Origin of the sequence: Bacteroides xylanisolvens, from assembly GCF_018289135.1 — a bacterium.
GTDB lineage: Bacteria > Bacteroidota > Bacteroidia > Bacteroidales > Bacteroidaceae > Bacteroides > Bacteroides xylanisolvens.
Map to the genome: position 1 here is coordinate 205,365 of NZ_CP072216.1, position 17,958 is coordinate 223,322.

At 40.5% G+C, this 17,958-nt stretch carries 17 protein-coding genes; 11 read left to right on the forward strand and 6 right to left on the reverse strand.

What is annotated here, in order from left to right; genetic code table 11:
- Positions 1–16 precede the first annotated feature (16 nt).
- The 8 genes from INE92_RS00880 to INE92_RS00915 all read left to right on the forward strand — a co-directional run bounded on the left by INE92_RS00880 (position 17) and on the right by INE92_RS00915 (position 10,625).
- Entirely contained in the window at positions 17–1,390 is a 1,374-nt protein-coding gene (locus INE92_RS00880; RefSeq protein WP_014774692.1) for an ATP-binding protein, read from the forward strand.
- Positions 1,391–1,416: 26 nt separating this feature from the next.
- Complete coding sequence (locus INE92_RS00885; RefSeq protein WP_032531604.1) at positions 1,417–2,478, forward strand: DUF2971 domain-containing protein; 1,062 nt, start codon at positions 1,417–1,419, stop codon at positions 2,476–2,478.
- Between the two features lie 112 nt (positions 2,479–2,590).
- On the forward strand, positions 2,591–2,872 hold the full coding sequence (locus tag INE92_RS00890) for a helix-turn-helix domain-containing protein (protein ID WP_080714326.1): 282 nt from the start codon (positions 2,591–2,593) through the stop codon (positions 2,870–2,872).
- Between the two features lie 23 nt (positions 2,873–2,895).
- Positions 2,896–5,724: a type I restriction endonuclease subunit R gene (locus INE92_RS00895; RefSeq protein WP_014774689.1), complete on the forward strand. Its 2,829-nt coding sequence runs from the start codon at positions 2,896–2,898 to the stop codon at positions 5,722–5,724.
- Between the two features lie 13 nt (positions 5,725–5,737).
- Positions 5,738–6,442, forward strand: a complete 705-nt coding sequence (locus INE92_RS00900; protein ID WP_014774688.1) for a GIY-YIG nuclease family protein — start codon at positions 5,738–5,740, stop codon at positions 6,440–6,442.
- Between the two features lie 4 nt (positions 6,443–6,446).
- A complete protein-coding gene (locus INE92_RS00905; RefSeq protein WP_014774687.1) occupies positions 6,447–8,000 on the forward strand; it encodes a type I restriction-modification system subunit M in 1,554 nt (517 codons plus the stop codon).
- A 7-nt stretch (positions 8,001–8,007) separates the two neighbouring features.
- A complete protein-coding gene (gene rhuM / locus INE92_RS00910; RefSeq protein WP_014774686.1) occupies positions 8,008–9,414 on the forward strand; it encodes a RhuM family protein in 1,407 nt (468 codons plus the stop codon).
- Between the two features lie 5 nt (positions 9,415–9,419).
- Positions 9,420–10,625, forward strand: coding sequence for a restriction endonuclease subunit S (locus INE92_RS00915; protein WP_211421280.1), 1,206 nt, complete (start codon positions 9,420–9,422; stop codon positions 10,623–10,625).
- Here the strand turns inward: INE92_RS00915 and INE92_RS00920 are convergent.
- Positions 10,618–11,088: a restriction endonuclease subunit S gene (locus INE92_RS00920; RefSeq protein WP_192919023.1), complete on the reverse strand. Its 471-nt coding sequence runs from the start codon at positions 11,086–11,088 to the stop codon at positions 10,618–10,620. The genes INE92_RS00915 and INE92_RS00920 overlap by 8 nt on opposite strands.
- Positions 11,089–11,170: 82 nt before the next feature.
- Here INE92_RS00920 and INE92_RS00925 point away from each other — a divergent pair, with 82 nt between their 5' ends.
- Complete coding sequence (locus INE92_RS00925; RefSeq protein WP_211421281.1) at positions 11,171–11,761, forward strand: restriction endonuclease subunit S; 591 nt, start codon at positions 11,171–11,173, stop codon at positions 11,759–11,761.
- On the opposite strand, the gene INE92_RS00930 is transcribed toward INE92_RS00925, so the two are convergent.
- Positions 11,754–12,875 carry a restriction endonuclease subunit S gene (locus tag INE92_RS00930; protein WP_233476921.1) on the reverse strand — a complete coding sequence of 374 codons (1,122 nt, stop codon included), beginning with the start codon at positions 12,873–12,875 and terminating at the stop codon, positions 11,754–11,756. The two genes, INE92_RS00925 and INE92_RS00930, sit on opposite strands and share 8 nt — an antisense overlap.
- A gap of 58 nt (positions 12,876–12,933) precedes the next feature.
- Between INE92_RS00930 and INE92_RS00935 the strand changes: the two genes are divergently transcribed.
- Together INE92_RS00935 and INE92_RS00940 are read left to right on the forward strand one after the other, a co-directional pair.
- Entirely contained in the window at positions 12,934–13,860 is a 927-nt protein-coding gene (locus INE92_RS00935; protein ID WP_014774681.1) for a tyrosine-type recombinase/integrase, read from the forward strand.
- A gap of 105 nt (positions 13,861–13,965) precedes the next feature.
- Positions 13,966–14,352 carry a hypothetical protein gene (locus tag INE92_RS00940; protein ID WP_032531602.1) on the forward strand — a complete coding sequence of 129 codons (387 nt, stop codon included), beginning with the start codon at positions 13,966–13,968 and terminating at the stop codon, positions 14,350–14,352.
- 60 nt (positions 14,353–14,412) lie between these two features.
- On the opposite strand, the gene INE92_RS00945 is transcribed toward INE92_RS00940, so the two are convergent.
- The 4 genes from INE92_RS00945 to INE92_RS00960 form a co-directional block, all read right to left on the reverse strand.
- Entirely contained in the window at positions 14,413–14,940 is a 528-nt protein-coding gene (locus INE92_RS00945) for a hypothetical protein (RefSeq protein WP_014774680.1), read from the reverse strand.
- A 4-nt stretch (positions 14,941–14,944) separates the two neighbouring features.
- On the reverse strand, positions 14,945–16,156 hold the full coding sequence (locus INE92_RS00950) for a relaxase/mobilization nuclease domain-containing protein (RefSeq protein WP_032531601.1): 1,212 nt from the start codon (positions 16,154–16,156) through the stop codon (positions 14,945–14,947).
- The gene (locus INE92_RS00955) at positions 16,153–16,572 is read right to left on the reverse strand and encodes a plasmid mobilization protein (RefSeq protein ID WP_014774678.1); all 420 of its coding nucleotides are present in this window, start codon (positions 16,570–16,572) and stop codon (positions 16,153–16,155) included. Before INE92_RS00955 ends, INE92_RS00950 begins: the two co-directional genes overlap by 4 nt.
- Before the next feature lie 314 nt (positions 16,573–16,886).
- On the reverse strand, positions 16,887–17,957 hold the full coding sequence (locus tag INE92_RS00960; protein ID WP_014774677.1) for an AAA family ATPase: 1,071 nt from the start codon (positions 17,955–17,957) through the stop codon (positions 16,887–16,889).
- Position 17,958: the final 1 nt, after the last annotated feature.

Below are 17,958 nucleotides of genomic sequence, written 5' to 3' on the forward strand. Positions count from 1 at the left end.
ATAATAAATAAGATATATGAAATTCGTTGATAGAATAGATGAAGCTGCACGATTAAAGGATGCTCTTGCAAGAGAGAAGTCCTCGTTAGTCGTGATGTACGGTCGCAGACGGTTGGGTAAGTCAACGCTTATCAAAAGGGTGTTGTCGGATACGGATGTTTACTTCCTTGCTGACCGTTCTGAAGGGCAACATCAGAGAGTATTGCTTGCAAAAGTAATAGCACAAGTGTTCCCGGATTTCGACAAACTGACATATCCGGATTGGGAATCTATGTTTCGTGCGGTCAATTATCGAACAGACAAGCGTTTTACTTTATGTTTGGATGAGTTTCCGTATCTTGTAGAGCAATCTTCTGAACTGCCGTCTGTGCTACAAAAACTGGTTGATGAAAAGCTGTTGAAGTATAATCTTGTGCTTTGCGGTTCGTCACAAAATATGATGTATGGATTGTTTCTTGATTCTACTGCACCTCTCTATGGTCGTGCTGATGAGATCATGAAACTTGCACCGATACGTTTGCCATATATTCAAGAGGCTTTGAGCCTTGATGCGATGAATGCCATTGAAGAATATGCTGTTTGGGGAGGTGTACCGCGTTATTGGGAACTAAGGGAAAACCAAAATTCACTTAATGATGCTTTGTGGCACAATATCCTTTCTGTAAATGGAACTCTTTACGAAGAACCGATAAAATTGTTTCAGGACGATGTAAAGGATATTGTTAAGACTTCGACGATAATGTCTTATATCGGTACTGGCGCAAATCGGCTTTCTGAGATTGCCGCAAGATGCAATGAGCCTGCAACCAACCTGTCGCGTCCATTGAAGAAACTTATTGATCTCGGATTTTTGGAGAAAGATGTTCCGTTTGGGATTGATGAAAAGAATGCGAAAAAGAGTCTTTACAAGATAGCCGATCCGTTTATGGCATTTTATTATCAGTTTGTCGTACCTAATCGTTCGTTCATCGAGCTTGGTCGTCGTTTGCCAATAGAACAGGCTTTGACTGCTCATTTATCGGAGTATGTGAGTATGCAATGGGAAAAATTATGTCGGGATGCCGTAACAGGAAATCTTGTCAATGGAGTGGTTTATGGCAAGGCAAAACGCTGGTGGGGTTCTGTGCTCAATGAGGATAAGAAGCCGGAACAAGTCGAGTTTGATGTTATGGCCGAATCGCTTGACAAAAAGTATTTGTTGGTCGGAGAATGCAAATGGACTACTCAAGAGAATGGCAAACAACTGACTGCCGAACTTCTCCGCAAAGCTAATCTGCTACCGTTTGCCAAGTGCTACACCGTCGTTCCAATGCTGTTCCTTAAGAATGCTCCGAAAGATGGTATAAGAAACGCCGTGTTGCCAGAAAATATTGTCGAGTTAATGAAATAAAGAAATAACAAATTCGTGATTTGCAGATGTTGGATTTTAGAAAACAATTCCAAGAGATTATAGAACAATCTTATATCCCTTTCAATATAGATAAAACTGCGACTTCTGACGTATGGAGTAATATTTATAAGTTAGTACTTCCTAATATACCGGAAAAACTTTTTAGGTATCGTAGAATAGACGATAAGGGCTATACAATTGAATCATTTAAATCTAAAACTATTTCATTATGCCATGCGGGAATGTTTCCAGATAAATATGATTCGTATTTATATATAGATCAAGATAAGATTCACAAAGATCTAAAAAATGCATTGAAAGATGCGTTGCGCATAACATTGTCGCATATAACACAGAAATCCCCTGAAATAAGGGCGGAAAAAGCAACGAAAATATGTTATTATAGAGAGTGCGGATATACGGATGAACAAATTATAGATAAAATATTGACAGATGATTATGTTGATTTTTGCAATAATATAGGGGCTGCGATAAAAAAACAAGAATCGCGTTTTAGAAATCCAAGAAATAGTGCAAAAATTGCCTGTTTTACAGAAAGTGTGCAGTCTAAGTATATGTGGGATAGATATGCAGATGGATATAAGGGGTTTGCATTAGAATATGATCTCAGACGATGCATTTTTAAATATAATTCATTGGGAATGAGTGTTAATCTCTTTCCTGTGATTTATACAGATTTAAGACCGGATGTTACATTAGATGAGGGAAATATTCATACTTACGAATATTTCAAGCAGATTGGAGATAAAAATTGGTTAAGCTTTTTGTCGTCTATAATATCTGTTAATCAATTATATTGGTATCGAGTTTATCTTTATAAAGACAGAAAAGAATACGAGCACGAACATGAATGGAGAATGATTTACTATAATTTAGAAGATGAGAATGATTATGTTGCAATACCGGATGTTGGATGCTTGAAAGCAATATATTATGGTCCAGATATATCACAAAAGGATAAGCAAGAATTACATCAGATTGCAGTTGAAAAAGGACTGAAAGAGTATGATGTCGATCTTGACACGGGTAGCCGTAGATATGATTTAAGAGTAACAGCAATTAAATAAGAATATTCTTAGCGCAAAAAAGAACCGATTAACAACCTGAAAGTTGTGTCATCTCAATTATTTATAGTACCTTTGCTTACCAAATAAGGCAAAGGTATTTTTGATGCATACAATGGCAGAAGATAAGATAGACAACGCACTGGAAGTAAAAGAGGAAACAGTGGAATGCAAAAGCGAAGATTGGGTTTGCCATTCGCAGGCTATAGCTGCAACCATGTCAAACCGAATGGAGGAACTTGGCATGACACAACGAGCGTTGGCTGAGAAAATGAACTGCACCCAGCAATATGTATCCAAGGTGTTGAAAGGTCGCGAGAATCTGTCATTGGAAACTTTGTGCAAAATAGAAAATGCATTAGGTATCAAAATACTACAAGCTGGAATAAATAAGTAATAACACCATAGTAGGGAAAGAATATGTCAATACAGAGCGAAGCGGCATTGGAAGCCGGACTTATAGCCACACTTCGGCAAATGGACTACGAGTATGTCCAGATTACCGAAGAAGATAATCTTTATGCCAACTTCAAGCGGCAGTTGGAAATTCACAACAAGAAACAGCTGGCGGAAGTTGGTCGTAACTCATTTACGGATGAAGAGTTTGAGAAGATATTGATATATCTGGAAGGTGGTACTCGCTTTGAAAAGGCTAAGAAACTTCGTGACCTATATCCTCTTGACACGATGAACGGGCAGCGTATTTGGGTGGAATTCCTTAATCGTACACAATGGTGTCAGAACGAGTTTCAGGTGTCGAATCAGATTACGGTGGAGGGACGAAAGAAGTGTCGCTATGATGTGACGATTCTTATCAATGGCCTCCCTCTGGTTCAGATTGAATTGAAGCGTCGGGGTGTAGAACTCAAGCAGGCATACAATCAGATACAACGCTATCATAAGACATCCTTTCATGGGCTGTTCGACTATATTCAGCTATTTGTTATCTCCAATGGCGTAAATACTCGTTATTTCGCCAATAATCCCAATGGTGGATATAAATTCACGTTCAACTGGACGGATGCGGCAAATCTGCCATTCAATGAACTGGATAAGTTTGCTGTATTTTTCTTGGAAAAGTGTACGCTCGGTAAGATTATCGGAAAATATATCGTATTGCATGAAGGGGATAAATGCTTGATGGTACTTCGCCCATACCAGTTTTATGCTGTAGAAAAGATATTGGATCGGGTACAGAACTCCAACGATAACGGTTATATCTGGCATACTACAGGCGCAGGAAAAACCTTGACTTCATTCAAAACAGCACAGCTTGTTTCGGAGTTGGATGATGTAGATAAGGTAATGTTCGTTGTTGACCGTCATGACCTTGACACACAAACGCAGTCGGAATATGAAGCCTTTGAACCGGGAGCTGTTGACGGTACGGACAATACGGATGAACTGGTAAAACGGCTGCATAGTAACTCCAAGATTATCATTACCACTATTCAGAAACTCAATGCTGCCGTAAGTAAGATATGGTACAGCAGCAAGATAGATTCGATATGCCACTCCCGTATCGTGATGATATTTGATGAGTGCCACCGCAGTCACTTCGGGGAGAGTCATAAGAAGATTATGCAATTCTTCGATAATGCCCAGATATTCGGTTTTACCGGAACTCCTATTTTTACAGAAAATGCAGTTGATGGGCATACGACCAAAGAGGTATTCGGCAACTGCCTGCATCGCTATCTGATTAAAGATGCCATTGCCGATGAAAATGTTCTCGGTTTCCTTGTAGAGTATTATCATGGCAGTGAGGAAGTGCAGAACGGCAGTACTAATCGCATGACGGAAATCGCTAAATTCATCCTTAATAATTTCAATAAGTCAACATTTGACGGAGAGTTCGATGCATTGTTTGCTGTACAGTCCGTACCGATGCTTATCCGTTATTACAAGATATTCAAGGAACTGAATCCCAAGATTCGTATAGGTGCAGTTTTTACTTATGCAGCCAATGGAAGTCAAGATGATGATCTGACAGGAATGGGTACAGGTTCTTATCTGAATGACAGTGCCGGTGAGGTTGATGAACTGCAAGCCATCATGGATGACTACAATGAAATGTTCGGGACATCGTTTACGACAGAGAACTTCCGTGCATATTACGATGACATCAACCTGCGTATGAAAAAGAAGCGAGTTGATATGAGGCCGCTTGATCTTTGTCTGGTCGTCGGAATGTTCCTTACCGGTTTTGACAGCAAGAAACTCAATACGCTTTATGTAGACAAGAATATGGAATACCACGGCTTGTTGCAGGCATTCAGCCGGACAAACCGTGTGCTGAATGAAAAGAAACGCTTCGGAAAGATTGTGTGTTTCCGTGATTTGAAAAGCAATGTTGATACCGCTATCAAATTGTTCAGCAACAGTAACAATCCGGAAGAAATAGTGCGACCTCCGTTTGAAGAAGTCAAACAGGAATACAAGGAGCTTGCTACCAATTTTTTGAAGAAATATCCGGACACAAATTGTATAGACCTTTTGCAGAGTGAAAAAGCTAAGAAAGAGTTTGTTTTGGCGTTCCGTGATATTATCCGTAAACATGCTGAAATACAGATATACGAGGATTATAATGAAGAGTCTGATGATCTCGGCATGACGGAACAGCAATTTATGGATTTCAGAAGTAAGTATCTTGATATCCATGATACTTTTGCACTCGTTGTTCCAGCACCGTCACCCAAACCGGATGATGATACAGATGTTCCGGATGACGGAGACCTCGGTGATGTGGATTTCTGCCTTGAACTCCTACATAGCGACATTATCAATGTGGCATATATCCTTGAACTCATTGCAGAACTTGACCCATATAGTGCCGATTACGCGGAACGCCGCCAGAATATCATTGACACGATGATTAAGGATGCTGAAATGCGCAGCAAGGCAAAACTTATTGATGGCTTCATTCAAAAGAATGTGGATGACGATAAGGAAAATTTCATGATGCAGCGAGGCAAGGCTGACGGTACAAGCGATTTGGAAGAACGGTTGAACCGCTATATTGCTGTTGAACGAGAAAATGCCGTCAACTCATTGGCTGAGGAAGAGAAAATATCGTCATCAGTATTGAATCATTTCCTTAAAGAATATGATTATCTGCAAAAAGAGCAGCCAGAAATCATACAAAAGGCATTGAAAGAGAAGCATCTCGGATTGATAAAGACGAGAAAGGCGTTGACGAGGATTTTAGACAGATTGCGTAATATCATACGCACTTTCAGTTGGGATTAAAAGAAATACTGATATGGTAAAGACAAATGAACCCGGATATGTGTATATCTTGACTAATCCAAGTTTTCGTGAGGATTGGGTCAAAATCGGTAAAAGTGCGCGGCCTGTAGATATACGTTCCAAGGAACTTGACAACACGGCTGTTCCGTTGCCTTTTGAGATTTATGCAACCATTCAGACGGTCAAATATAACGATGTTGAAAAGCATGTACACAAGACTATTGATCGGTTGACGGATTTGCGTATTCGTCAGAATCGGGAGTTTTTCAATGTGCCGCCGCAAATAGCTTTGGATATATTCAATGACATAGCCAAGATGATTGATGATGCGGTTGTTACGGTCTATGTAGATAATAAACCGGTTTGCCATAACGAAAAAGATTCATTGCCTGTCGTGCAGAAGCGAACCGTAAAGCGAGGGCGTTTCAAATTCAGCATGGTCGGTATTAAAATAGGGGAATGTGTTACCTTCATGCCTACGAATACAGAAGTCAAGGTGGCAAGCGATGATTCCGTTGAATATCAAGGTCGTATTTATAAATTGTCCCCTTTTGTCGGTACGTTTATGCCGGAAGAGAAACGGAATACATCGGGTGCATATCAAGGGGCAAAATATTTCTCATATAAAGGGAAAGTGCTGGATGACCTGAGAAGTATAATTGAAAGCAATATACCATTGCCGGAAAGTGATGTAATACAGAATAATATAGAGCAATAAGGATATGAGTGAAGAACTGCAACAGAAACTCCGTGACCAGCTTTGGGCGGTCGCAAACCGTTTGCGCGGCAATATGTCGGCAAGCGATTTTATGTATTTTACTTTGGGATTCATTTTCTATAAATACCTGTCGGAGAAGATAGAAACATACGCCAACAGTGCATTGGAGGATGATGAAGTTACATTCAAGGAATTATGGGAAATGACCGATTCGGATGCTGCGGAATTGCAGGAAGAGGTCAAGAACCAATGCTTGGAAAATATAGGCTATTTCATTGAACCGAAATTCTTGTTTTCGTCTGTAATCGAAACTATCAAGCGGAAAGAAAATATCCTTCCGATGCTGGAACGCTCATTGAAACGCATTGAGGATAGTACGCTCGGACGTGACAGCGAAGAGGATTTTGGTGGTCTGTTTTCGGATATTGACCTTGCTTCCCCTAAGCTCGGAAAGACAACCGATGACAAGAATACGCTTATAAGCAATGTTCTGCTTGCACTTGATGATATAAAATTCGGAGTGGAGGCCTCTCAGGAGATTGATATTTTGGGCGATGCTTATGAGTATATGATCAGTCAGTTTGCTGCCGGTGCAGGCAAGAAAGCCGGTGAGTTCTATACTCCGCAAGAGGTCAGCCGCATATTGGCGGAGATTGTTACTCTTGGGCATAACCGTTTGCGTAATGTTTACGACCCTACTTGCGGTAGTGGTTCACTATTGCTCCGTGCAGCAAGTATCGGTAAGGCGGCATATATCTATGGACAGGAGAAAAATCCGACTACTTACAACCTTGCCCGAATGAATATGTTGCTGCACGGTATCCGATTCAGCAGCTTCAAAATAGAGAATGGCGATACGCTTGAATGGGACGCATTCGATGATATGCAGTTCGATGCAGTGGTTGCAAATCCTCCGTTCTCTGCCGAATGGAGTGCTGCCGACAAATTCAACAACGACGACCGTTTCAGTAAAGCAGGACGACTTGCACCTAAGAAAACAGCCGACTATGCTTTTATTCTGCATATGGTTCATCACCTCAATGAAGGTGGTACGATGGCTTGCGTTGCTCCGCACGGAGTTCTGTTCCGAGGGAATGCAGAGGGCGTTATACGCCGTTTCCTGATAGAGAAGAAAAACTATATTGATGCCATTATCGGGCTGCCTGCCAATATTTTCTATGGTACAAGCATTCCGACCTGTATTCTCGTATTGAAGAAATGCCGTAAGGAAGACGATAATATCTTGTTCATTGATGCCAGCAAAGAGTTTGAAAAGGTCAAGACCCAAAACAAACTCCGCCCTCAGCATATACAGAAGATTGTAGAAACCTACCGTGACCGCAAGGAAATTGAAAAGTACAGTCACCTCGCTACGTTACAGGAGGTTGCCGAAAATGACTATAATCTGAATATTCCTCGTTATGTCGATACTTTTGAGGAAGAAGAGCCTATTGACATCAAAGCAGTCATGGCTGAAATAAAGGAATTGGAAGCCAAGCGAGCCGAACTGGATAAGGAGATAGAAGGCTATTTGAAAGAATTGGGACTGGTTGAATAATTACACTATGGCAGAGATAGACAACATCCCCGAAATGCGTCCATCATTCGACAATATACGCCGTCAGGATGAGGGCGGAAACGAATACTGGAGTTCTCGCGACCTGTGCGCTGCTATGGGCTATTCGGCTTATTGGAAATTCCAAAGAGTCATAGACAAGGCTATCAAGGTGGCAGGTGAAAAAGGAATGAATGTAGACGACCATTTCAACCAAGCGGTTGATATGGTAAGGATTGGAAGCGGTTCATTCCGTAAGGTCAATATCTTCCGTCTGTCTCGTATGGCATGTATGATTGTTGCCGAAAATGCCAATGTCAAAAAAGTGTTGGTACAACAAGCTCGCGATTATTTTACTCGAACAATTTCGATAAACGAATTGATGCAAAATTCGTTGAGTTCTAACATTTTGCTGTATAAAACGGCGCAAGGCGAGGCACGAATAGAAGTGATATTCAACAGTGAAACATTTTGGATGTCACAAAAGCGTATGGCCGATTTGTTCGGGGTGGATGTACGGACTGTCAACTATCATCTTGGTCAGATTTACGAAACAGGCGAGCTTACAAAAGAGGCAACTATCCGAAAAATTGGGATAGTTCAATCAGAGGGAAAAAGGGATGTGGAACGTACACCTCTGTTCTATAATTTGGATGCTATTATTGCGGTAGGTTATCGTGTCAATAGCTATCAAGCCACCCAGTTCCGTATCTGGGCTACATCTGTATTGAAGGAGTTTATTATTAAAGGATATGCGCTTGATGATGAACGTTTGAAGCAGGGAAAACATTTTGGCAAAGATTATTTTGACGATTTACTGGAGCGTATTCGTGAGATACGTACCTCAGAGCGCAGATACTACCAAAAGATAACAGACATCTATGCCGAATGCAGTGCGGATTACGACCCGAAGTCGGATTGTACCAAATTGTTCTTCAAGATGGTGCAAAACATGATGCACTTGGCTGTAACTCATCGTACTGCTGCCGAAATAGTATATGAACGTGCCGACTCGGAAATGCCGCACATGGGACTGACTACTTGGAAAAAAGCTCCCAATGGCAGAGTACAGAAATCTGATACGATTGTAGCAAAGAACTACTTGTCTGACAAAGAGGTTTCAGAACTCAACGGCGTAACTAACGCATTTCTTGAATTTGCAGAACAGCGTGCTCAACGCCATATCATTACAACGATGGCAGACTGGAAGCAGCGTCTTGAACAGTTTCTTGCTACAATGGACTATCAAGCACAAGATTCGGCCGGTAAAGTTTCTCAAGAAGAGGCACGAGAGAAGGCGTATGGTGAGTATGAAAAATATAAAGTGATTCAAGACCGTTCGTTTATCTCCGATTTCGACCGGTTTAATGATGGTGACAAATTGTTGCCGTTTGATATCAATCCCGATAAAGAATAATGATTATGGCAGATAATAACGAAAATAAAGTCCTCAATGTTCCCCATTTGAGATTTCCGGAGTTTAGTGGAGAGTGGAACAAGTACACCATAAATGATTTAGCAACAGTGGTTGGAGGTGGCACACCTGATACTACAGTGAAATCATATTGGGGTGGAGATATACAATGGTTTACTCCAAGTGAAATCGGTAAAAATAAATATGTAGACTTTAGCAAAAGAACTATTACAAGAGATGGTTTAGATAATTCAAGTGCAAAGCTATTACCATTACACACTATATTATTAAGTTCTCGTGCCACGGTAGGAGAATGTTCTATTGCATCAAATGAATGTACTACAAATCAAGGTTTTCAATCTCTTATTGCGAAACAATGTAATATTGATTTTCTATACTACTTGATTCAAACTAAGAAAAAAGATTTGATTAGAAATGCTTGTGGATCAACATTCTTAGAAATCTCAGCAAATGAAATTCGCAAGATTAAAGTTGCTGTTCCTGTACAAAACGAACAGGAACAAATTGCGAAGCTCTTATCTTTAATTGATGAGCGTATCGCTACCCAAAACAAAATCATTGAGAAACTTCAATCCTTAATCAAAGGAATTATGGTTGAACTGCAAAAGCGAGGACTGTCAAATGGGACTTGGAAGAAGGTTCTCCTTTCCAATGTTCTTACCGAAAGAAATGAATTGAATAAGAGCCTTTACCCAGTTTATTCCGTGTCTGTTATTCAAGGGATTGTAAATCAAATGGAATATCTTGGTCGCTCGTTCGCTGCCAGTGATACATCAAAATATCATGTGGTACATTATGGTGATTTGGTATATACGAAAAGTCCAACAGGTTCATTTCCTTACGGAATTATAAAGCAAAGTTACAATCAAAACGAAGTCGCTGTGTCACCTCTATATGGAGTTTATGAGCCTAAAACATTTTCAACGGGTGTGTTCTTGCATGAGTATTTCAAGAGTGAATTGAATACTCTGAACTATCTTCACCCTCTCGTTCAGAAAGGAGCAAAGAACACAATAAATATTGCCAACCAACGCTTCTTAGAGAGCTATGTCGCTATTCCCAGTAATGCTAACGAACTGTTAGCAATATCAAAATTGTTATGCTCGTTAAATACAAAACTGGAATTTCTGCAAAACATACTAAAACAATCTCAAGGACAAAAGCAGTATCTACTTCGTCAGATGTTCATATAAACATCTGACGAAGCAAGTATTGCTTCTGCAAATTATAGTTTACCAGAGCATTCTGTTCTGCTAATAGTTTACTATCTATTGTAGATAACAACTTGGTATATTTAAATTGCTCTGAATGTGACGGACAAAAGACTTTTGCTTTTCCATAGTCCTTGAAATATATGTGAGGTATCGCCATACCAGTTTTATAAGGTTCAAAGTTGAAGACCGTCAGCAAATAATAAAGGTATTGGAGAGAATAACCTTCTTTGGCTTGTAAGGTGTTCAATGTGCCTGCCGCAGAGCACTTGCCTGCCACGTAAAAAACAGTTCCAACTCCTGAACCATCTTTGATAATATAAATGGCTTCATTGAGGGTTGCGTAACAATCAAGGTATCCAACTATGCCATTAGCACCATATACAGGATATGTACCACTTTCTAAGACCTCACTTTCTTGTAAAGTTGAGGAATTGCAAATCATGCAATCCGACAAACGTACATTTGGCTTCCCCCTATGCACCATATTCTGTGCAATTCCTCTGATTAAGGATTGAATAACGGAAATGTCTGCGATTATTGAAATAGAATATAGCCCCAAAGATAGCTACCATTCCCATATAGGGGGTGCTATTGTACAAATATCAAAACGAAACAAGGATAATCATCTATGCAATGTATTATCAGTTAGTAATCGCCAAGGATTTATAAAGCAAAGCGAACAATTTGAAGATAGGAATGTTGCAAGTGACGACACATCAAATTACAAAATTGTAGAAAAGAATGACTTTGCTTATAACCCTGCAAGAATAAACGTGGGATCAATTGCTCGCCTTACAAAATTTGAGACTGGCATTGTCAGTCCAATGTACATTTGTTTTCGTACAAAGGACTGCTTACTGCCAGAATATCTTGAACTTTTCTTTGAATCCAGAAATTTCTTCTATCACATACAAAAGAGATTGGAAGGAAGTGTAAGGCTTTGCCTTTCTTATGAGGAGCTTTGCAACATTCCAATTGTGATACCATCAATCGAGAAACAAAAACAAGTTGATCTCCATCTGTCAAAATTGGCGCAAAAGATTGATTTGGAAATGAAAATCTTGCAATTCGTCCAGCAACAGAAGACTTATTTGCTTCACCAAATGTTCATATAAACATCTGACGGAGTAAATATTGCTTTTCTTCAAGCAACAAGTTTACAAAATTCATCTCGACATCGGCTTTTCTTTCAAATGAAGAGAGAAAAGCCGAAATTACTTTTTGTTCAGAGATGTTCGGTATAGTTATTTTAAATTTTGCCAAATCCTTTTTCTGAATGTTTGGCAATCCAGAACCTATACGAAGTTTCATTATTTCACTCTCCTTTGATTTTAGAAATTGGTACAGGTATTCCGTTTTTACATTATCCGTAGTATTTTGAATTGTGTAGCAATGTCCGCCACTCCAAAAAGGACAGGCGTTGAATTGTACATAACCGCAAGAGTTGCCACCCTCACTTATTGAGATGGTGTTAGCTTCTACATTATAATCGTTATAAAATCCAGATGGCTCTATTCCTCCATTCATAACATAATACTTGCCACTTTCTGAAAGAAATTCACCATTGATTTGTTTGCCTTTAACTACATCACCTATATCTTCCAATACAACAACATCACCTTTTATGGCATTGAAAAGTCTTTCTGAAATCGCAGACTTTAGTTTTTTCAAATCCTCAATGATTTTGTTTTGGGTTGCTATTCGTTCGTCAATGAGAGATAGAAATTCAGCTATTTTTCTCTGTTCCTCAATTGATGGAAAATATAATGATATTTTGGATAATCCTTCCTGCCCAATATTGAAATGTTGTGCTCCTGCTCCCATTCTGCAAGTTCTTTTGCGCGCTAATGGCGTAGCAAGCAAATACTTAAAGAACAAAGGATCATAATTGCCGATTTTACGACCACGAATAACAAAGCCTCCATAAATGGCGGTACGATTATCCATGTACACATTAGCTCGTCCAACATCCTCCAATGTTTCTGAGCTACGTTGGAATAGCAAATCTCCGTCTTTCACTCCGAAACATTCTATTTCTTTTTCAGTAGCATTGACCTTGCCACGAATATTGTCATAATTGATAACTCCTTCTGAAAGAATATCCATCACCGAAATGAATGGTAGTCCACTTCCAATACGTTTAGCGTCTGGATTAAGACCATTCTTGAACTCCAAATATTCAGAAAGCGTATGCTCTTCCCACTCTCCACTAAACTCCGGAAATCTCAAATGGGGAACATTACCTATTATATTTCTCTAATTATTAGAACCAATTAAATTCAAAATTATGATTCAGAAGACAATTAGAGAAATTTCGGACGCATGGCGAGAGAACAAGCGACCGTATGTGAAACAATCGACATTGGCAGCCTACATGTTGATTCTTGAAAATCACATTTTGCCAAAGTTTGGTGAGAGTAACGAACTTCATGAAAATGATGTACAAGGCTTTGTGCTTGAAAAGTTGGAAGGCGGATTGAGCGTGAAATCTGTTAAGGACATTCTTATTGTCCTAAAGATGGTTATGAAATTCGGGGTGAAAAACGAATGGATGAACTATTACGAATGGGATATTAAGTACCCAACAGACGTTGCTGGTAAAAAGTTGGAGGTCTTGTCCGTGGCAAATCATAAAAAGATTCTGAACTATATTCAGAGCCACTTTTCCTTTCCGGGACTTGGTATCTATATCAGCCTTAGTACCGGTCTGCGTATAGGGGAGATCTGTGCTTTGAAATGGAGCGACATCAATGTATATGACGGGATTCTAACCGTTAACCGGACGATAGAACGCATCTATATCATAGAAGGAGAGAGAAAACATACAGAGCTGGTCATCAACACGCCAAAGACAAAAAACTCTTGCCGTGAAATCCCGATAAACAAAGAATTGCTTACTATGTTAAAGCCTTTGAAAAAAGTAATTAATGACGATTATTACATTCTTACTAATGATGAGCGTCCGACAGAGCCACGCACATATCGCAACTACTATAAAAGGCTTATGGAGAAACTTGATATTCCCAAGCTGAAGTATCATGGACTCCGTCACAGTTTCGCGACTCGCTGTATAGAAGTCGGTTGTGACTATAAAACAGTCAGCGTATTATTAGGGCATTCCAACATTTCAACTACTTTGGATTTATATGTTCATCCCAATATGGAGCAGAAAAAGCGTTGCATTACCAAGGTTTTCAAGTCACTGGGTAAATAAAGTTATGTATAGAGCGAGGGAATTAATGCTGTAATTTCTTCGCTCACAATTGTTTTGTGGTTCAGAATTATGTTGTATATTTGAATGTTATTAAAAATATTACTTATGAGAAAGGGTTTGATATTCTTCTTGGGAATTGTTACTGGGTGTGTATTAACAATTGCAGTACTTTTTGTTATAGGTATTACCAATTCAAATGCTAACGAATCGGATATTACGATTGCCGAGCAACAGACGGTATTTACTACCGCAACAAAATTTGAAGTTTTTCAGGTTCTTGGGGATGGTGCTTTGGCCAATTGTGAGGAGAAAGGGCATTCAACTTCATTTTTTACTGGGCCGGTCGTCTATATTGTGACAGATGGCCAGAATCTGTTTTATGATGATCAGGTAATTGAAGTACCTAAAGGTAAAAAGGCTATGCAAATAGGAACATTTCGTTATGAGACCAAACTTGGTGAAAAAGTAGTTCCTGTAATAAAATTTCAATAACATAGGCATATTATAAAAGTCTCAACTGGTAGCAATCTCTATCCGATTGAGACTTTTCGTTTATTTACCTCTATCTAAAAACTTCTGTACTATTAACGCTATACCAATTCCTAAAACGGCAATGAGAATACAGCAGATAACTGCTTTCCAAATCAATCCGGAATGCAAAATCTCTGCATTAGCCACTATCATGCACACGAAAAAAGAAGACAGAGCGACTACAATGATAATCAAAATGTAGAATGCGGTAGCCGGGATATGGATAGCATTGTCGGCTTTTTTTATTCTCCGCTCGGCTTCCTTGCATTTGCTTTCAATCTGACCAAGAAAATTGCAGAGAAGTGTTGCTCCAAATTCAATTGCCAACTTTTGCATTTCTTCAGAAATGATAGGTTTGCACTTTCGTATAGAGCCGGACAGATTTTCAACTTCTATTCTCAGCTTATATACATTGTCATTCAGGCTGGCAAGTTCCTTGGCATTTACATCGAGTAGTCGTTTTTCTTCTTCCAGATATTCATTCTTGGGAGTGGTTTTTATGGATTCCACTTCACTCATTTCTGCGGAAAAATCAAATTTCTTTTTCATGGGCTTAGCGTTTTAGTCCTGTTTTCGGTTTCTTCCCTAACGAACGGCTGGCAGCACGAGCGCATCTGCGAGCCCATTGCAAATCGTCTTCGTCCTTGTCTCTCCACGGAAGCTCGCTTTGCGAACCTTCACCACCTCCACCGGTTGTTACATTGGGGGTATTTATCAGTCCGACAAATATAGCTACAGCCATATCGGTAAGTTCCTGACAGTTGGCAATAAACCTGTAATCAAATTCGTCATTGAAACAGTCAAGTACTTTTTCTGGGATATAGAATTTGTAATCCTTGCCTTCATGACTGAGGACATAGGAAATCATATCCTGACTATATGTGAGATATTGGGTATAGTCAATAGGGGCAACCTTATGTGTCGCTACCTGTTGAACGGTTTGGGAAGTATTATTTCTAATGACGGAAGTTGGCTGATGGTGCAGTCTCTTCCATGTTGCAGGAAGTTTCGAGACCATCAGGTTCCTGCCGATTCCCAATTCTGAAGCCTTGTATTTGGTGTTTCCATTCATGAGAGCATATCCACGGAGAAGACCTTTCTTGTCCTCCCTTTCATGGACGGTATAACCTTTCCGTATAAGAGCATTCTTGTAGTCATCCCATGACCACAATGGCATTGCTTTCAGCACCTCCATGCAGTCCCGATTTACTTGTGGAATGTTGAGATTTCGGATTTGTGCTGCAGTCGTCCAGCCACGTTTCTTTGCCACTCGCTCGGCTGCACGTTGTGCTCGAAGATGAATGTTGTGGTCATTGTTGATATTGCCATTTTCATCCAAACGGCAAATCGCAGCGTGGAGATGGGGGACTTCGCCTTTAGATTCCGTATGCAGCCAAACCGAGTATTTGCTATTAGCCAAATTGGTTTGGCAAGAACGGACTTTTCCGTCCTTGCCGATAATCACTTGTTTGTCGAACTCCTCAGCAAAGTCGTGCCAGAGCTTTTGCCAGTCCTCTATGTCATAGAACTGGGTATGTTCGGGCGAAGGACTCAGCTCGATTCTGATAACGGAGTTCTTTATCGGTCGATGCTGGGATAGGGTCAATTGCATGGAGTTCCATATCCCCATAGCGTCCGGTTCTGAGGGCAATAGGTTGTCCAATACCCGATAAATCTTCTCCGGATGTTTTTTGTGCTGTGATTCGCCGGTAATGTAACGGATGTCGTTTATACCGTGCGATATGGCTTTGGCTTTCGCAATCATTCTTCTTCGGATTTTGGGTTAGACGGAATTTTATTCTTCTCTTTTACTGCATTCAGGAACTGGCAGACATTTTCGGCCACATTGCCAAGTTCCTTGAGCCAGCCGACCATGAACGGAATCTGATTGAACATTGCCATGCGCTGCTTTGTGGACATTCCGTGTAGGGCGGATGTGTATTTTATGAGGTCTGACCGACAATCGTCCAGATTCTGCAACAGAGCAGCTTCTTCTTTCGTAAGCCTTGCTTTGGGCTTGAAGTTATACGCACGTGATAATATGTAGTCACTTACGGTCATGCTGCATTGCCCGGCCAGTGATTTTATATGCTCCTTCTGAGTAGGAGTGACTTTAGCTCCGATAAAGACACTTCTGGTTTCTTTCGAGGAGTCCGATGTATTTTCAATATCTTCTTTCATTTGAATCGTTTTATAATGGTTGAATAGGTGCGAGCTTGCGAGTACCGCACCGGCGAGGGAACTGAGCAGGCGAGAGCGCCAATGTACAACCGTAACGCAGTGAGGTTATACCTTGGCATATCTCGCAACAGTTACCTGTTGATGCTTCACGGCAAGCCATATCGGATGCGTATAGTGAACTGGCACTCGGATAGGAAACATAGAATGAAATGAGCCTCTAAAAGAGGGGAGAATATGAATATCTCACATGATGTCTTCCTGCCGACTTTACTTTATTCTTATGTATACGCCCCGACAATAAAGTAAAGTTGAACTCAATAATGGTATTCTGGATTGAAGGCATAATCTTTCCCTTCTTTTATAACCATTCGTTCGTCGCTGAGCAATGTTGCGACCTTTACCGCCTTGTTATAACCGAGTTTTATACCCTGCAATCCGTAACCCTCTTTCAAGCGTTCTATATAATCATCGTAATTGCTGATGTTGCCATTGGCAAAAACGGTATCCAATGCTGGACGATGTACATTCTTTGGAATCTCCTTGTCCGGATCGAACGGTCCTTTGGTTGGTCGTCCGGTCTTCTTCTCTTTGGGCAGATAGGACTCTACCGGTTCGGGCATGGCTTCCTCGTTTATGCGGAAGGCGAAAGGCTCAAACTCACGGTCACGGATATGGACGGCTTCGACCACGCTTACAGCTTTGTCCTCTTTGTCCACTTCGACCTGCATGATGGTTTCCGCTTTATTGTTTAGTTCCGTGCCGATGTGACCACGGGCATGTTCATCATTCTTGTTCTGATGCAAGACGGTATGGATATGGATTTGCCTGTCATCCGTCCACTGCATGAATTTGGAGATGATGTCGGTGGATTCGCTGGAGGAATTGATGTCGTAAAGGAAATCACGAATGCCATCTATGATGACCAATCCCAAATCCGGTATTATGCCAATGGCCTGTTCGACTATCGCCAGACGTAGTTTAGGGGAAAACTTGCGCAGAGCCAGCATAATCAGATTATCCGGATTCTTGTATTCCGGCAAGTCGGCCAAACGTAATATGCGTTTCAATACCTGTTGGCAATGATACCGCCCCTGCTCTGTGTCTATGTATAGAATTTTCCGCTTATTTTCGGGAAATGTAGACCGGTAATGAAGTACGGTGCTGTTATTCAATGCCGATGCGACAATGGCTGAAACGTTGAAAGTTTTCTTGCTTTTGGCTTTTCCGATGGAAGCACTGAAGTTTCCCAATGTTCCGATAATGGTATCGTCCACCATCAGAACCACCGGGGAGTGTTCGTATGTACTCGTTACGCTTATTGTAGACTCCGCCATGTAAGCGGCCAATTCTTCAGGAGAAAGAATAATAGTGTCTGTCTTTTCCATC

Bases quoted from the DNA above. Each gene is read 5' to 3' on its own strand.
- INE92_RS00880 (WP_014774692.1), top strand. From the start codon at position 17: ATGAAATTCGTTGATAGAATAGATGAAGCTGCACGATTAAAGGATGCT.
- INE92_RS00885 (WP_032531604.1), top strand. From the start codon at position 1,417: ATGTTGGATTTTAGAAAACAATTCCAAGAGATTATAGAACAATCTTAT.
- INE92_RS00890 (WP_080714326.1), top strand. From the start codon at position 2,591: ATGGCAGAAGATAAGATAGACAACGCACTGGAAGTAAAAGAGGAAACA.
- INE92_RS00895 (WP_014774689.1), top strand. From the start codon at position 2,896: ATGTCAATACAGAGCGAAGCGGCATTGGAAGCCGGACTTATAGCCACA.
- INE92_RS00900 (WP_014774688.1), top strand. From the start codon at position 5,738: ATGGTAAAGACAAATGAACCCGGATATGTGTATATCTTGACTAATCCA.
- INE92_RS00905 (WP_014774687.1), top strand. From the start codon at position 6,447: ATGAGTGAAGAACTGCAACAGAAACTCCGTGACCAGCTTTGGGCGGTC.
- rhuM (WP_014774686.1), top strand. From the start codon at position 8,008: ATGGCAGAGATAGACAACATCCCCGAAATGCGTCCATCATTCGACAAT.
- INE92_RS00915 (WP_211421280.1), top strand. From the start codon at position 9,420: ATGGCAGATAATAACGAAAATAAAGTCCTCAATGTTCCCCATTTGAGA.
- INE92_RS00920 (WP_192919023.1), bottom strand. From the start codon at position 11,088: ATGATTTGCAATTCCTCAACTTTACAAGAAAGTGAGGTCTTAGAAAGT.
- INE92_RS00925 (WP_211421281.1), top strand. From the start codon at position 11,171: ATGTCTGCGATTATTGAAATAGAATATAGCCCCAAAGATAGCTACCAT.
- INE92_RS00935 (WP_014774681.1), top strand. From the start codon at position 12,934: ATGATTCAGAAGACAATTAGAGAAATTTCGGACGCATGGCGAGAGAAC.
- INE92_RS00940 (WP_032531602.1), top strand. From the start codon at position 13,966: ATGAGAAAGGGTTTGATATTCTTCTTGGGAATTGTTACTGGGTGTGTA.
- INE92_RS00945 (WP_014774680.1), bottom strand. From the start codon at position 14,940: ATGAAAAAGAAATTTGATTTTTCCGCAGAAATGAGTGAAGTGGAATCC.
- INE92_RS00950 (WP_032531601.1), bottom strand. From the start codon at position 16,156: ATGATTGCGAAAGCCAAAGCCATATCGCACGGTATAAACGACATCCGT.
- INE92_RS00955 (WP_014774678.1), bottom strand. From the start codon at position 16,572: ATGAAAGAAGATATTGAAAATACATCGGACTCCTCGAAAGAAACCAGA.
- INE92_RS00960 (WP_014774677.1), bottom strand. From the start codon at position 17,957: ATGGAAAAGACAGACACTATTATTCTTTCTCCTGAAGAATTGGCCGCT.